Origin of the sequence: Burkholderia cenocepacia (assembly GCF_014211915.1) — a bacterium.
GTDB lineage: Bacteria > Pseudomonadota > Gammaproteobacteria > Burkholderiales > Burkholderiaceae > Burkholderia > Burkholderia orbicola.
The window spans coordinates 3,131,536-3,146,430 of sequence record NZ_CP060039.1 but is presented as its reverse complement, the minus strand read 5'-3'; the positions used below and the strand labels follow the sequence as shown (position 1 = coordinate 3,146,430).

Below are 14,895 nucleotides of genomic sequence, written 5' to 3'. Positions count from 1 at the left end.
GTTCAGCGGCCGGTGGCCACGGCCGGCGCGGGCTGGCCGGCCGCGCGCGCCATCGCGTCTTCGTGGTGCATCAGGTTCATCGCGGTGTGCACGAGCGCCACGTGGGAGAACGCCTGCGGGAAGTTGCCGACGAGCCGCCCGGCGACCGGGTCGTATTCCTCCGCGAGCAGCCCGAGGTCGTTCGACAGTGCGAGCAGGCGGCTGAAGAGCCGATGCGCGTCGTCGATCCGGCCGAGCAGCGCATAGCTGTCGACCAGCCAGAAGCTGCACGCGAGAAACGTGCCTTCGCCCGGCGGCAGGCCGTCGTCGTATTCGGTCGTGCGGTAGCGCATCACGAGCCCGTCGTGCAGCAATTCCCGTTCGATCGCCTCGACCGTGCCGACGATGCGCGGGTCTTCCGGCGGCAGGAAGCCGAGCTGCGGCAGCAGCAGCACGCTCGCGTCGAGCTCGTCGCTGCCGTAGCTCTGCGCGAACGCCTGCTTGCCTTCGTGCCATGCGTTGGCGCAGACGTCCGCATGGATCTGCTCGCGCAGCGCGCGCCAGCGGTCGAGCGAGCCGGGCAGCCGGAACATCTCCGCCGACTTGATCGCGCGGTCGAACGCGACCCACGCCATCACCTTCGAGAACGTGAAATGGCGCCGGCCGCCGCGCGTTTCCCAGATGCCTTCGTCGGGTTCTTGCCAGATCTTCTCGAGATGGTCGAGCAGCGCGCACTGCACGGACCAGACCGTGTCGTCGGCCTGCAGGCCGCCCACGCGCGCGAGGTGCAGCGCGGCCATCACCTCGCCGAACACGTCGAGCTGGAGCTGGTTCGCGGCGCCGTTGCCGACGCGCACCGGCAGCGAGTCCTGGTAGTCGGGCAGCCAGTCGAGCTCCATTTCCGGCAGCCGGCGCTCGCCGGCGATTCCGTACATGATCTGGATCTGCTCGGGCGAGCCGGCCATCACGCGGCCGAGCCACGTGCGCCACGCACGCGCCTCGTCGTAGTAGCCGCCGCGCATCAGCGCGAGCAGCGTGATCGTCGCGTCGCGCAGCCAGCAGTAGCGGTAGTCCCAGTTGCGGTTGCCGCCGATCTTCTCCGGCAGCGACGTGGTCGGCGCGGCGACGATGCCGCCGGTCGGCTCGTACGCGAGCGCCTTCAGCGTGATCAGCGAGCGGCGCACGGCGGCCGCGTAGCGGCCCTGCACCTGACAGCGGCCCGACCATTCGAGCCAGTAGTTCTCGGTGCGCGCGAGCATCGACAGCGGATCGCGCGCGGGCGGCAGCCGCATGTGCGACGCCGCGTAGCCGAGCGAGAACGGCACGCGCTCGTCGGCGCCGACCGTGAATTCCGCGAGCGTATGGAGGTTCTTGCCGGTGAGCGGCACCGGCGTGCGTAGCACGACGGTATCGGGGCCGGCGATGGCCTTCATGCCGTCCTCGCGGGTCAGTTGCGTGACCCACGGAATCGAGAAACCGTAGTCGAAGCGCAACACGAGCTCCATGCGCATCTTCATCTTGCCGTGGCGGCCGACGACGATCCGCACCAGTTCGGACCAGCCGTTGCCGGGCGGCATGAAGTCGATCACGGTGACGGCGCCGTCGGCGCTTTCGTAATCGGTTTCGAGAATCAGCGTGTCGCCGCGATAGCGGCGGGTCGTGTGCGTGATCGCGGCGTCGGCGGCCGGAGCAAGCAGCCAGCGGCCGTGTTCCGGCGTGCCGAGCAGCGCCGCGAAGCAGGCGCCCGAATCGAAGCGGGGCCAGCACAGCCAGTCGACGGAGCCGTCTTTTGCGATCAGCGCGGCCGTGTGGCCGTCGCCGACGAGGGCGTAGTCTTCGATCAGGGCGGGCATGGGCAGGCGATCCTTGGGTATTCGAGTTTCACAATGCGGACGTCGGCGCCCTCGACTTCACGCGCGGGCGCCGCGCCCCGTATACTCGGCCGGGCGGCGGAGCGCGTGAACGGCCGGCGTTTCGTCCTATCTCAACACTTGAAGCGACTCGATGCAAGGAGGATTCAATGCCCAACCGTTTACGCGAGCGTGACGCACGCGCTTCGACACGAGGGTTCCCGCTTAGGTTCGCTCACTGGATGAAAGGTTTCGCGATCGTGCTTTCCCTGTCCGCGACCCACGCATTCGCGCAGCAATCGTCCGCCCCGGCCGACGGCGTCTACAACCTGCTCGTCGGCACCTATACGGGCGGCGGCAGCGACGGGATCTACGTTTACCGCTTCGATACCAAGAGCGGCAGCGTCGCGCCGGTGTCGTCGGCGAAGACCGTGAATCCGTCGTACCTGTTGCCGAGCCGCGACGGTCGCACCGTCTACGCGGTCAACGAGCTGCCCGGCGACGACGGACCGGCGACGCAGCGCGGCGGCGTGAGCGCGTTCCGCTTCGACGCGAAGACGGGCGCGCTGAGCTTCATCGACCGCGTATCGTCGGAAGGGAACGATCCGTGCTATCTCGCGCTGTCGCCGGACGGCAAGTACCTCGTCACCGCCAACTACTCGGTCGCGGCCGACCCGGGCGGCAGCTTCGCGGTGCTTCCGCTGCGCGACGACGGCGCGGTCGGTCAGGCCGTGCTGACGGTCCACCACGAAGGCACCGGGCCGGTGAAGGGCCGCCAGGACGGCGCGCACGTGCATTCGACGGTGTTTTCGCCGGATGGCCGCTATCTGTTCGTGCAGGATCTCGGCGCGGACAAGATATACGGCTACCGCTACACGGTGGACGGCAGTCGCGGGCTGATCAGCCCGACCGACACGCGCTACACGCCGGTGAAGGCGGGCTCGGGCCCGCGTCACATGGTGTTCAGCGCCGACGGCCGGTTCGCGTACGTGACGAGTGAACTCAACGCGTCGGTCGAGGTGTTCGGCTATCACGACGGCAAACTGACGCCGATCGAGACGCTGCCGATGACGGCGCCGGGCTTCAAGGGCAAGGTCGGCGGTGGCGCGATCCACCTGTCGCCGGACGGCCGCTTCCTGTACGCGAGCAACCGCGGCGACGCGAACGATCTCGTGATCTACGCGGTGAACAAGGCCGACGGCCGGCTGAAGCACGTCGGCCGCCAGTCGAGCCTCGGCAAGACGCCGCGCGAGTTCCTGATCGATCCGACCGGCAAGTGGCTGATCGTCGGCAACCAGGACAGCGACACGTTCTACGTGTTCAGTCGCGATGTCGAAACGGGGCAGCTCGGCGCGAATCCGCAGAAGATCGCGGTCGGCAAGCCGGTCGACTTCAAGCTGGTGCCGGTCGCGCAGTAAGTCCCGCTCGATTCCAGGCTGATGCAAGAAGGGCGCTGCCGATGCAGCGCCCTTCGTATTTCAGGCAGTTGGTTTCACGACGCGCCCATCTCGATGAACGGCGGCCGGCGGGCCGCCTGCCTCAGTCGGCCGCGGCCGGCACGAGCACCTCGCGGCTGCCGTTGATGCCCATCGCCGACACGAGACCGGCCGCCTCCATCTGCTCGACGAGCCGCGCCGCGCGGTTGTAGCCGATGCGCAACTGCCGCTGCACCGACGAGATCGACGCGCGCCGCGTGCGCACGACGAACGCGACGGCTTCGTCGTACAGCGGATCGGCTTCCGCGTCCGGCGCGTCGCCGAACAGGTCCTGCGTCGCTCCGTCGGCGGCCGGGCCGTCGAGAATGCCTTCCTCGTACTGCGGCTCGCCGAACTGCTTCAGGTACTCGACGATCCGGTGCACTTCCTCGTCGGCGACGAACGCGCCGTGCACGCGCTGCGGATAACCGGTGCCCGGCGGCAGGAACAGCATGTCGCCCATCCCGAGCAGCGACTCCGCGCCCATCTGGTCGAGGATCGTGCGCGAATCGATCTTCGACGACACCTGGAACGCGACGCGCGTCGGGATGTTCGCCTTGATGAGGCCGGTGATCACGTCGACGGACGGCCGCTGCGTCGCGAGGATCAGATGGATGCCGGCCGCGCGCGCCTTCTGCGCGAGGCGGGCGATCAGTTCCTCGATCTTCTTGCCGGCGACCATCATCAGGTCGGCCAGCTCGTCGATCACGACGACGATCAGCGGCAGCGTCGACAGCGGCTCCGGATCCTCGGGCGTCAGCGAGAACGGGTTGCCGATCTTCTTTTCCTTCGCTTCCGCGTCGCGGATCTTCTGGTTGAAGCCCGCGAGGTTGCGCACGCCGACGGCCGACATCAGCCGGTAGCGCTTCTCCATTTCGCCGACGCACCAGTTCAGCGCGTTCGCCGCGAGCTTCATGTCGGTGACGACCGGCGCGAGCAGATGCGGGATGCCTTCGTAGACCGACAGCTCGAGCATCTTCGGGTCGATCATGATGAGCCGCACGTCTTCCGGCGTCGCCTTGTACAGCAGCGACAGGATCATCGCGTTGATCGCGACCGACTTGCCCGAACCCGTCGTGCCGGCCACGAGCATGTGCGGCGCCTTCGCGAGATCGGTGACGACCGGGTGGCCGGTGATGTCCTTGCCCATCGCGATCGTCAGTTGCGACGGCGAATGCTGGTATTCGCGTGCGGCAAGAATTTCCGACAGGCGGATCATCTGGCGCTTCGCGTTCGGCAGTTCGAGGCCCATGCAGGTCTTGCCGGGGATCGTCTCGACGACGCGGATCGACGTGAGGCCGAGGCCGCGCGACAAGTCCTTCATCAGACCGACGATCTGGCTGCCGCGCACGCCGAGCGCGGGTTCGATCTCGAAGCGCGTGATCACGGGGCCGGCCGACGCGCCGACCACCGTCACCGGCACCTTGAATTCCTGCAGCCGCTGCTCGATCACCTGCGCGGTTTGCGCGAGGTGTTCGTCGGTGATCATTTCGACGTCGTCGGACGCGGGCTCGAGCAGGTCGAGCGTCGGCAGTTCGACGTTGAACGACGCGGGTGCGTGGAATTCGAACGCGTTCAGGCGCGGCGGGCGGGCCGGGGTATCGGCTTGGGCGGGGCCGATTGCCTCGATTGGATGGGAGGCCGGTGCGCCCATCGGCGGGACTGCCGGCGATGGCGGCGCAGAAACGACGGTTGCCGGCGTGGTCGGCAGGTTCGCGCCGGGGACGGTTGCCGCCAGCGGTGCCGTGGTCGGTGCTGCCGTCACGTCATGCGACATGGACCAGCCCGACGATGAGACGGCAGGGGCGGGCGATGTCGTGAACGTCTGAGTCGCGGCCGGGGCGGCGGCAGGGACGGACGCGATCGATGGAGCCTGCGTCGCGGTGGTCGAACCGATGGACGTCAGCGGCCCGGCCGCGGCGACAGGCGCGCTAGCGATCGGGTGCGCTGGCGTGGCGGCGGCCGTGGTCGTCGGCGCGAGCGCGCTGAAGGACGTGAAGGACGTCGACGTCGCGGCGGACGCGGTTGGCGATACGGGCAGGCTGATTGGCGGTTGCGGAGCGACCGCGCCCGATGAGCCGAATGGAGCGAAGGTCGTCGTACCGGTCGACGTGGCTGCTGTGTCGACAGGAAATGCCGATGCCGACGCGGAAGACGGCGCGGCGATCGATGTGGACGTGAAAGTCGCGGGCGTCGCGGTAGCGGGCACCGGCGTTACGGGCGCCTGCGCAGTCGAGCCGAACGTCGAAGCCGATGCGCCAGTCGTCGACGGCATCACGGCGGGCGCATCGGTTGATGCAGGCGTCGAGGCGCGGGAAAGCGAACCGTCGGTCAGGTCCGTGATACCGGCCGGCGATGCCGACGCAACGGAAGTAACAGGCGATGCCGAGGCGGCCGGTTGCGACGGCGAAGCGGACGCCGTGCCGGTTACGCCGACGGGGGAAACTGCGGTAGCGACGGGCGCGATGTTCGATGCGGAGGCGGGCGCGGACGCTTGTGCAGTCGAGCCATGAGCCGCGCCGGTCAGCGGCGATGCATTGACGGCCGAAGCCGCCGAGGTTGCGGCAAACGGCTGAACCGCCGGCGATTTCGGCGGTTCAGCGGCAACGGTCGTTTGTGTCGCTGCGGGCGGTATCGTCGGCGCGGTCCAATATGTAGCGGGCGTCGCGCGTTGAGCGACCGCCGACAGCGGTGCCGCGGGTTCCGCCGCCTCGACCGGCTTGACGGCGTCCGGCACGTGATTCGACGCCGCCGGTGCGGACGTTGCCGCGATCGACGCCGTTTCCGAACCTGCGCTCACGGACGTTCCCGCGAGCGACGAAGCGGGCAGGGCAGCGAACGGAACGATGCCGTCGGCAGGCTTCGCGGCGGCGTGCGGGTCGGCAGCCCCTTGAGGCACGCGGGCCGAAGCGGCGCGATCGATTGCAGACGCCGGTTGCGCGTCGGCGTGGTCGTCGATATCGATAGACCCGGTTGGCTTGCTGGTGTCGAGGTCGCGAACCGCTGCATCGCTTCCTTGTGGGAAGGCTGAATGCGCGGATTGCGGTCCCGCGGTGACTGCCGGCGGCTCGGCGATCGGGTTTCCGGTCGACGCGTCGAGCGCCGGAACCGGCGCGCTGACGACATCTTCCCAAGGCGCGAGGTCGATGGGTGCGTCGATCGACGGTGCTGCGACCCCGAATGCCGGCGCGGCGGGCGTAGCGTCGACGTGACGGATTGCGTCGTCGGCGCGATGCGAGAACGCGGCATCGTCGCTGCCGGCATTCGACCGTGGGTTCGGTTCAGCGTCACCGAATGCAGGAGGGGACAAATCGCCAACCGGAGCCTGCGCGATGCCGGACTGCGCCGGCATGAAGGCGTCGAGCACGATCGGCGCGTTGTCGTCGTATGCGGGCGCGGCATCGTGTTCGGCCGGAGTATTGGCGTCCTGGGCTGCGATGCCGTGCGTCGCGGAGCCGAACGCATTCGACACGGCCGCCGATGCCGGCGCGGCCACGCTGCCGGCTGCGGCGGCGACACCGGCGACACCGGCCACGGCAGCAGCCGCCGTCTGCGCTGCATCGCCGGACGGCGCGCCGCCCAGCGACGCCCATTGCGCGGTGCTGGCCTCGATCGAACGCAGCGTGTCGTGAACGCTCGGTGCGGGCGTAATCGGCGCGGCCGGCTTCTCGTTCCACGCATAGAGCGGCGCGCGCGCCGGCGCGGGCGGCGCCGGGCGGCGTCGTGCCGCGTCCGTCGACAGGCCGGCTGGCGTCGTTCCTGTGACCGGGCGCACCGGCGGACGCGGCGGCTGCGTAGCAGCCGGTCGCGGCGTGACCGTGGCGCGCGGCGCCGTCTGCGTCAGCGCGGCGGTGGTTGGGCGTGCGGCGGTCGGGCGCGGTCGGACGGGTTCGAATCCGGCCGGAAGCGGGGCGGGCGCGGGGCGCGGCACTTGCGTGTTCGCTGCCGCGCGCGCGAGGCTGGCGGTGCTGCCGGTGGTCGGCGGCGGCATCGCGCTGGCCGGGATCGGCGCGGGCGCCGCAGGCGGGCGCTGCGGCGCGCTCGGCTTCAGCCAGCCCGACGGCGCGACGGGTTCCGCAAGGGGGCGCGGCGGGGTCTTGCTGCGCGGCTTCGGCCGTGCCTGCGGATCGGGTTTCCACACTGTCGGGCGCGAATACCGGCCGTTCTGGCGCGGCGCCATCGAGTTGACGGTATGCGCGGTGGTCGGCTGCACGACGTCGTCGTCGCGATGCAACGCACTGCGCGGCAGGTCGGCGATCCCGCGCGCGTCGTCGTCGTCGCCGGCGCGCGACAGCTTGACGCCGAACGACGTGTCGACCCACCCGGCGAACTGCCGCCAGCCGATGCCGGTCAGCCACGGCAAGCCGGCGAAGAACAGCACGACCATCGCGACCGGCGTGCCGATCGGGCCGAGCACGTGGGCGAAGCCGGCCGAGAACGCATGGCCGAGCGCGTTCGTGTCGGGGCCCGAGAGCGGGCTCGTCAGCGTGACGCTTGCGATGAATACCGCGGCGAAGCCGAGCCACAGGCGGATCGAGCCGCGGCCGGCAAGCCCGCCGCCGCCGGGCAGCATCGCCTGCACGAGACGCCAGAAGAGAAGGAGGAACCAGACGGCGGAGATGCCGAACCAGCCGAAGACAACCGTGTGCATGCTTTGAAACAGGAGTGGGGAGGGGCGCGCGGGGCGCGACCCGCCGAGTTTAACCGGCCGGCGAACAAGACTCTAACGCGGCGTGATTCCGATTCACGCCGCGCGACGCACGTGGGCGGCACGTGCATGTCGCGCGCCACGCGAAGGCGGTCGGTCGGCCTCCGCGCGCGCCGTGCATCAGGGGCTCCGGTGCGTGAACGTCAGCGTTGCGCCGGCCTGGGTCACGATCTGCAATTGCTGGGGCGCGCGCATCTGCACGCCGGTCTTGTCGACGTGGGCGAGCGCGTCGAGATACGCGGATTCGAGCTGGCCGCCGAGCGTGTTCGGGCAGGCCATTCGCGTTCCGGCGAGCGGGCCGAAGCTCAGCAGGCCGTTCTTGACCGCATAGGTGCCCATGTAGCGGTTGCAGCCCGAGAACCCGCTCGCGCGCCGGATGCCCGACTCGGTCGACAGTGCGAGCTTGATCGGCTCGCCGTTGTCGCCGTGCGGGATCGCGCGTTGCGTGCCGTCGGCGTTCACCCAGCTGGTGAGTTCCCAGTTCGTGTCGTCGAGCAGCTGGACGGCGGCCGGGTTGTACGGGTCGGGCGCGGGGGCGGCGGAATCGGGATGGGTCGGCATCGTGCAGGCGGCGAGAAGCGTGGCAAGCGTCAACGCGCAAAGCGGCGCGCGCAACGGGCGAAGCAGGCCGGTGCGTGCGCGTGCGGCCGCGGACAGGTGGGACATGAGCCTCGTTCCTCTTCGGATTCTGATCAAGGCGTAAGAGTAACGCACCCGCCCCGCGGCAGGCGAGCCGACACTTCGCGCGCGAAAACGTTCGCAGCCCGCCCACGGGCCTCGCGCGACATGGCGCCGGGGGCGGCCAAACGGCCCAAACCGGCCCGGATGCCCGTGTTAACATCGAAGCCGTTTTTGTCCTCCAACAGAACCAGCGGGAAATCACATGCAGATCGGTCAGCGGCTCGGTACGCCGCTTTCGCCCTCGGCCACGCGCGTCATGCTGCTCGGCGCGGGCGAGCTCGGCAAGGAAGTCATCATCGCGTTGCAGCGTCTCGGCGTCGAAGTCATTGCGGTCGATCGCTATCCGGACGCGCCCGGCCATCAGGTCGCGCATCGCGCGCACGTGATCGACATGACGGACCCGGCCGCGCTGCGGGCAGTCGTCGAGGCCGAGCGTCCGCACCTGATCGTCCCCGAGATCGAGGCGATCGCCACCGACGCGCTCGCGGCGATCGAGACGGCCGGCCTCGCCGAGGTGATCCCGACCGCGCGCGCGACGCAGCTCACGATGAATCGCGAAGGGATTCGCCGGCTCGCGGCCGAGGAGCTCGGCCTGCCGACTTCCCCGTATGCGTTCGCCGATTCGTTCGAGGCATTCAGCGCGGCCGTCGCGAAGATCGGCATGCCGTGCGTCGTGAAGCCCGTGATGTCGTCGTCGGGCAAGGGGCAGTCGGTCGTGAAGACCGACGCCGACGTGAAACCCGCGTGGGACTACGCGATGGCGGGCGGGCGCGTGAACCACGGCCGCGTGATCGTCGAGGGCTTCGTCGATTTCGACTACGAGATCACGCAACTGACCGTGCGCGCGATCGACCCGGCGACGCTCGATACGCGTACCTACTTCTGCGAACCGGTCGGCCACGTGCAGGTGGCGGGCGACTATGTCGAATCGTGGCAGCCGCAGCCGATGAGCGCGGCGGCGCTAGAGAAGTCGCGCGAGATCGCGCACAAGGTGACCGAGGCGCTCGGCGGGCGCGGCCTGTTCGGCGTCGAGCTGTTCGTGCGCGGCGACGACGTATGGTTCTCCGAGGTGAGCCCGCGGCCGCACGATACGGGCCTCGTCACGCTCGCCTCGCAGCGCCAGTCGGAATTCGAGCTGCACGCGCGGGCGATTCTCGGGCTGCCGGTCGATCCGGCGCTCGGCACGCCGGCTGCGTCGGCGGTGATCTACGGCGGCCTCGACGAGCGCGGGATCGCGTTCGAAGGCGTGCGCGACGCGCTCGCGGTGCCGGGCGCGGACTTGCGCCTGTTCGGCAAGCCGGAAAGTTTTGCGAAGCGACGCATGGGCGTCGCGCTGGCGACCGGCGCGACCGTCGACGAAGCCCGCGAACGCGCGAAGCGTGCGGCCGCGGCCGTCCGGCCCGTGTCGGCGCGCTGACGGAACGAGGAGAGGACGATGGCGTCGAGAGCGTTGCGTATCGGAAAGCTGGGCGTCGCGCTGGCGCTCGTCGCGAGTCTCGCGGGCTGCGGCCTCGCGGCCGCGCCGTGCCGGGTGGCGTCGGCCGGACTCAAGATCGTGCCGCTCGTCGGCCATGTCGCCGCGGCGCCGACCGATGCGTGCGCGGATGTGATCGATCCCTGATTCCGGCAAGCCGCCGAGCCTCCCTATAAACCTTCCTATAAACAATAACCGCGCGCCCTGCGAGGGCGCGCTTCCACCCGTCTCGTGAGAGGACCTGCATGATTCGCCAAACCCTCGCCGCGCTTGCGCTCGCCGGCACCGCCGTTTCCGTCGCGCATGCCGCGCAGCTGACCGTCGAGGAGATCGACGCCGACGCGCGCCAGCAAACCGTCTACCAGTGCGCGAACCAGAAGCAGCTCGTGCGCGTGTCGTACTGGCTCGCGGGCAACGGCCAGAGCTTCGCGCTCGTGCCGGTCGACGGCAAGCAGATGCTGTTCGTCGATACGGTGTCGGCATCGGGCGCGCGCTACCAGGCCGGCCGCTATACGTGGTGGACGAAAGGCAAGGAAGCGACGCTGCGCGACGAGATCGCCGACCCGAAGTCGCCGCCGCTGCTGGGCGACTGCGTGCAGGTCGAGAAGAAAAAGAAGAAGGGCTGAGCGGCGGGCGCGATCGCGGAGCGCATTCATCCGTGTTGACCGCTGTCGGGCTGAAGGCTCGACACGCGGGTTGGCGTCGGGGCGTGCTGATGCGAGGCTTCCGGATCGAACCCTTAATCGAGTTCATCGGCCGATACGGATACCCCGATCGACCAACCGCTGGCCCGCACGGGCCGGAGCAGGGCCGCCGCGCGAACCGCCGTCGCCGCCGTTCGCGGCGTTGTCGCGGACAGATTCCCGCACGGTGCTACAATACGGCCCTTTCCGCCGGCATTCGCGCCGAACGGAGTCCGCACGGCCTGGCGTCCAGCGTTCGCATTGAACCGGTCCCAAGCGCCAGAGCGGCGCCGCGCGGCGCGCCGCGGCTCCGTCTATTTCCGAATTGTGATGAGCGCAGGCCCGGCCGGCCTGACGCACGATGTCCCGCCGCGCCTTTTGAGCGAAACGCCACCATGTCCGATTCTGTCGCCAAGCCCGTCGACGCAACCTTCGATCAATTCGGCCTTGCCCCCGATATCCTGAAAGCCATTGTGGAGCAGGGCTATACGACGCCGACGCCGATCCAGGCGCAGGCCATTCCGGTCGTGCTCGCCGGCCGCGACGTCATGGGCGCCGCGCAAACGGGCACCGGCAAGACCGCGAGCTTCTCGCTGCCGATCATCCAGCGTCTGCTGCCGCAGGCCAACACGAGCGCGTCTCCGGCGCGCCACCCCGTGCGGGCGCTGATCCTCACGCCGACCCGCGAACTCGCCGACCAGGTCGCCGCGAACGTGCACGCGTATGCGAAGCACACGCCGCTGCGCAGCGCGGTGGTGTTCGGCGGCGTCGACATGAACCCGCAATCGGCCGAACTGCGCCGCGGCGTCGAGATCCTGATCGCGACCCCGGGTCGCCTGCTCGACCACGTGCAGCAGAAGACGGCGAACCTCGGCCAGGTGCAGATCCTCGTGCTCGACGAAGCCGACCGGATGCTCGACATGGGTTTCCTGCCCGATCTGCAGCGCATCCTGAACCTGCTGCCGAAGGAGCGTCAGACGCTGCTGTTCTCCGCCACCTTCTCGGGCGAAATCAAGAAGCTCGCGTCGACCTATCTGCGCAACCCGCAGACGATCGAGGTCGCGCGCAGCAACTCGACGAACGCGAACGTCACGCAGATCGTCTACGACGTCGCCGAAGGCGACAAGCAGGCGGCCGTCGTGCAATTGCTGCGCGATCGCGGCCTCAAGCAGGTAATCGTGTTCTGCAACAGCAAGATCGGCGCGAGCCGCCTCGCGCGCAATCTCGAACGCGACGGCGTGGTCGCGTCGGCGATTCACGGCGACAAGACGCAGATCGAGCGGATGCAGGCACTCGACGCGTTCAAGCGCGGCGAGATCGAGGCGCTGGTCGCGACCGACGTGGCCGCGCGCGGCCTCGACATCGCCGAGCTGCCTGCCGTGATCAACTTCGACCTGCCGTTCAGCGCGGAAGACTACGTGCACCGGATCGGCCGTACCGGCCGCGCGGGCGCGACGGGCGACGCGCTGTCGCTGTGCAGCCCGAACGAGCGCAAGCAACTCGCCGATATCGAGAAGCTGATCAAGCGTCCGCTCGACGTGCAGACGCTTACGATCGACAAGCCGGCACGCCAGCGTCACGACGAACGTGGCGGCGAGCGCAACAACAGTGAGCGCGGCGGCGAACGGGGTGGCGAACGCGGCGGTCGGCGCGATCGCGACGAGCATCGCGGTGCATCGGGCCGCCGCTCGGGCAGCACCGAGCGCGGCGGCCATCATCGCCGCCACGAAGCGCCGGTCGACGATTTCTTCCTGAAGCCGTACGAGCCGTCGGCGTCGGCGAAGCAGCCGGACGATGCGCAGCCCGCGCAGCAGCCCGAGAAGAAAGGGCCGAAGCGCCAGGTTGCCGCGCTGCTCGGCGGCTTCGGGATGCCGCGCAAGCCTTCGGCGTAAGCCGGACGGAGCGCAGGGGCGGCGCGTCAGCGCCGCCGGACAGGCGGGTGCATGCGATGAGCATGTGCCCGTTTTTCATTGGGCGCCGCGATCGGGGCGGTGTGCAGCAGGGCGTATCGCTTGATGCGCAGATAGGGACTTTCGATGCCGTGTCGTCAACCGGCGTGGCGCCCAGACTTCCGTCACGCTTTCACGCGATCGGATTCGCCGCTCGCGGAGGCCGGAGCGTAGTCGGCACGGGCCGGTGTCCTGCAAGCGACTCAACCGGCGCGCGGCCCGAAGCGACGCGCCCACGCATCGGTCGCGGCCGTGTAGAACGCGTCGAGCGTCCCGCCCGGTAGATCGCCATCGTTGGCCAGGCCGAGATGCGCGGCCGCAGCGTGCAGCGCCGGCAGCGGATCGTTGCGTTCGAGCGCCGTCGCGCCCGTCTGCTTGCTGAGCTTTTCGCCGTTTGCATCGACGACGACCGGCACGTGCAGGTACTCGGGCGTCGGCACGCCGAGGCAGCGCTGCAGGTAGATCTGGCGCGCGGTCGAGTCGAGCAGGTCGGCGCCGCGTACGATGTGCGTGATGCCGGCATCGGCATCGTCGACGACGACCGCGAGCTGATACGCCCACTGGCCGTCCGCGCGTTTCAGCACGAAATCGCCCACTTCGGCCGCGAGGTTCTGCGATTGCGTGTGCTGCCAGCGATCGTCGAACGTGACGACCGCGTCGCAGCCGTCCGGCACGCGCAGCCGCCATGCGCGTGCGGGCTTGCCGTGAAGGCCGGTGCGACAGGTGCCCGGATACGCGAGCGTCGTGTGGCGTTCATGGGCGGCGCGCAGTGAATCGGCGATCTCCTTGCGCGTGCAGCCGCACGGATAGACGAGCCCCGCCGCGACGAGCTGCTCGAGCGCGGCCGTGTACGCCGCGTCGCGCGTGCTCTGCCAGACGGGCGGCTCGTCCGGCGTCATGCCGAAATGCGCGAGCGTCGCGAGGATGTCGTCGGCCGCGCCGGGCACCGTGCGAGGGCCGTCGAGATCCTCGATGCGCAGGAGCCATGTGCCGCCGTGCGCGCGGGCGTCGAGCCAGCTCGCGAGCGCGCCGACCAGCGAGCCGAAGTGCAGCGGGCCGGTGGGCGAAGGCGCGAAGCGGCCGCGATAGCCGGGGTTCATCGGCAGTGCGCGGTGCGATGCGCCGTTACGCGGCGCTGGCGGCCTGCGCGCAGGCGGGGCATGACTTGCCGGGCACGTAGCTCGGCGATCGTTGCGCTTCCGGCGTGACCACCGCGCGGCACGCGAAGCACGTGACGTTCTCGGTGGGCTGGAGCTGCGGGTTCAGCGCGGTGCGGTAGTCGAACACGAAGCAGTCGCCGTGATAGTGCGCGCCGCCGACTTCCTCGAAGTACTTCAGAATGCCGCCTTCGAGCTGGTACACGTTGTCGATGCCGATTTCCTTCATGTGGATCGCGGCCTTCTCGCAGCGGATGCCGCCGGTGCAGAACGACACGACCGTCTTGCCTTCGAGGTCGGCGCGGTTTGCATCGATCACTTCCGGGAATTCGCTGAACTTGTCGATCCGGTAATCGAGCGCGTTGTCGAACGTGCCGACGTCGACTTCGAACGCGTTGCGCGTGTCGAGCATCACGACCGGGCGGCCCGCATCGTCGTGGCCGCGGTCGAGCCACGCCTTCAGCGTGCGCGCATCGACGAACGGCGCGCGGCCGAGTTCCGGCTTGATCGCGGGCTTCTTCATCGTGATGATCTCGCGCTTCAGGCGCACGAGCATGCGGCGGAACGGCTGCGAGTCGGACAGGCTTTCCTTGAACTGCAGCGTCGCGAACTTGCCCTCGAACAGCGGATCGTGGCGGATGTACGCGATGAACGCGTCGGTGGCTTCGCGCGTGCCGGCGATGAACAGGTTGATGCCTTCCGGCGCGAGCAGGATCGTGCCGCGCAGGCCGAGTTCGTTGCAGCGGGCGGTGACGAGCGGGCGCCATTGCTCGTTCGCGTCGAGCGATACGAAGTGGTAGGCGGCGAGGTTGACGATGGTCATGATGGTCCGACGGGAAAACGGCCGCACGGCGGCCCGCAAAAAAGGGTGCGAAGCCGGGGCGTTGATTCGAAAAACCGTATTATCCCGCAAACGGCGCGGGCATCGGTACCTGGCCG

General features: G+C 69.3%; 9 protein-coding genes and 1 pseudogene. 5 read left to right on the top strand and 5 right to left on the bottom strand.

What is annotated here, in order from left to right; translation table 11 throughout:
- Window positions 1-2: 2 nt before the first annotated feature.
- Window positions 3-1,832: a glycoside hydrolase family 15 protein gene (locus tag SY91_RS14860; protein WP_185920969.1), complete on the bottom strand. Its 1,830-nt coding sequence runs from the start codon at window positions 1,830-1,832 to the stop codon at window positions 3-5.
- A 167-nt stretch (window positions 1,833-1,999) separates the two neighbouring features.
- Here SY91_RS14860 and SY91_RS14855 point away from each other — a divergent pair, with 167 nt between their 5' ends.
- Window positions 2,000-3,247, top strand: coding sequence for a lactonase family protein (locus SY91_RS14855; protein ID WP_011545866.1), 1,248 nt, complete (start codon window positions 2,000-2,002; stop codon window positions 3,245-3,247).
- 121 nt (window positions 3,248-3,368) lie between these two features.
- Here the strand turns inward: SY91_RS14855 and SY91_RS14850 are convergent, their stop codons facing one another.
- The gene (locus tag SY91_RS14850; protein ID WP_185920968.1) at window positions 3,369-7,955 is read right to left on the bottom strand and encodes an FtsK/SpoIIIE family DNA translocase; all 4,587 of its coding nucleotides are present in this window, start codon (window positions 7,953-7,955) and stop codon (window positions 3,369-3,371) included.
- Between the two features lie 177 nt (window positions 7,956-8,132).
- A complete protein-coding gene (locus SY91_RS14845; RefSeq protein ID WP_023477166.1) occupies window positions 8,133-8,678 on the bottom strand; it encodes an META domain-containing protein in 546 nt (181 codons plus the stop codon).
- Window positions 8,679-8,895: 217 nt separating this feature from the next.
- Between SY91_RS14845 and purT the strand changes: the two genes are divergently transcribed.
- From purT to SY91_RS14825, 4 genes and pseudogenes are all read left to right on the top strand, one after another.
- Window positions 8,896-10,110, top strand: coding sequence for a formate-dependent phosphoribosylglycinamide formyltransferase (purT, locus tag SY91_RS14840; RefSeq protein ID WP_006478203.1), 1,215 nt, complete (start codon window positions 8,896-8,898; stop codon window positions 10,108-10,110).
- An 18-nt stretch (window positions 10,111-10,128) separates the two neighbouring features.
- Window positions 10,129-10,314, top strand: coding sequence for a DUF6726 family protein (locus tag SY91_RS14835; RefSeq protein WP_011545862.1), 186 nt, complete (start codon window positions 10,129-10,131; stop codon window positions 10,312-10,314).
- Between the two features lie 98 nt (window positions 10,315-10,412).
- Window positions 10,413-10,793: an MliC family protein gene (locus SY91_RS14830; protein ID WP_006478204.1), complete on the top strand. Its 381-nt coding sequence runs from the start codon at window positions 10,413-10,415 to the stop codon at window positions 10,791-10,793.
- A gap of 387 nt (window positions 10,794-11,180) precedes the next feature.
- Window positions 11,181-12,742: pseudogene (locus tag SY91_RS14825) on the top strand (DEAD/DEAH box helicase).
- Between the two features lie 260 nt (window positions 12,743-13,002).
- Here the strand turns inward: SY91_RS14825 and gluQRS are convergent.
- Both gluQRS and SY91_RS14815 read right to left on the bottom strand, forming a co-directional pair.
- On the bottom strand, window positions 13,003-13,899 hold the full coding sequence (gene gluQRS / locus SY91_RS14820) for a tRNA glutamyl-Q(34) synthetase GluQRS (RefSeq protein ID WP_023477163.1): 897 nt from the start codon (window positions 13,897-13,899) through the stop codon (window positions 13,003-13,005).
- Between the two features lie 25 nt (window positions 13,900-13,924).
- Window positions 13,925-14,779, bottom strand: a complete 855-nt coding sequence (locus SY91_RS14815) for a sulfurtransferase (RefSeq protein ID WP_023477162.1) — start codon at window positions 14,777-14,779, stop codon at window positions 13,925-13,927.
- Between the last annotated feature and the right edge of the window lie 116 nt (window positions 14,780-14,895).

Excerpts from the sequence above, each read along its gene's own strand:
- purT (WP_006478203.1), top strand. The coding sequence starts at position 8,896 with ATGCAGATCGGTCAGCGGCTCGGTACGCCGCTTTCGCCCTCGGCCACG.
- SY91_RS14835 (WP_011545862.1), top strand. The coding sequence starts at position 10,129 with ATGGCGTCGAGAGCGTTGCGTATCGGAAAGCTGGGCGTCGCGCTGGCG.
- SY91_RS14850 (WP_185920968.1), bottom strand. The coding sequence starts at position 7,955 with ATGCACACGGTTGTCTTCGGCTGGTTCGGCATCTCCGCCGTCTGGTTC.
- SY91_RS14830 (WP_006478204.1), top strand. The coding sequence starts at position 10,413 with ATGATTCGCCAAACCCTCGCCGCGCTTGCGCTCGCCGGCACCGCCGTT.
- SY91_RS14855 (WP_011545866.1), top strand. The coding sequence starts at position 2,000 with ATGCCCAACCGTTTACGCGAGCGTGACGCACGCGCTTCGACACGAGGG.
- SY91_RS14815 (WP_023477162.1), bottom strand. The coding sequence starts at position 14,779 with ATGACCATCGTCAACCTCGCCGCCTACCACTTCGTATCGCTCGACGCG.
- gluQRS (WP_023477163.1), bottom strand. The coding sequence starts at position 13,899 with ATGAACCCCGGCTATCGCGGCCGCTTCGCGCCTTCGCCCACCGGCCCG.
- SY91_RS14845 (WP_023477166.1), bottom strand. The coding sequence starts at position 8,678 with ATGTCCCACCTGTCCGCGGCCGCACGCGCACGCACCGGCCTGCTTCGC.
- SY91_RS14860 (WP_185920969.1), bottom strand. The coding sequence starts at position 1,832 with ATGCCCGCCCTGATCGAAGACTACGCCCTCGTCGGCGACGGCCACACG.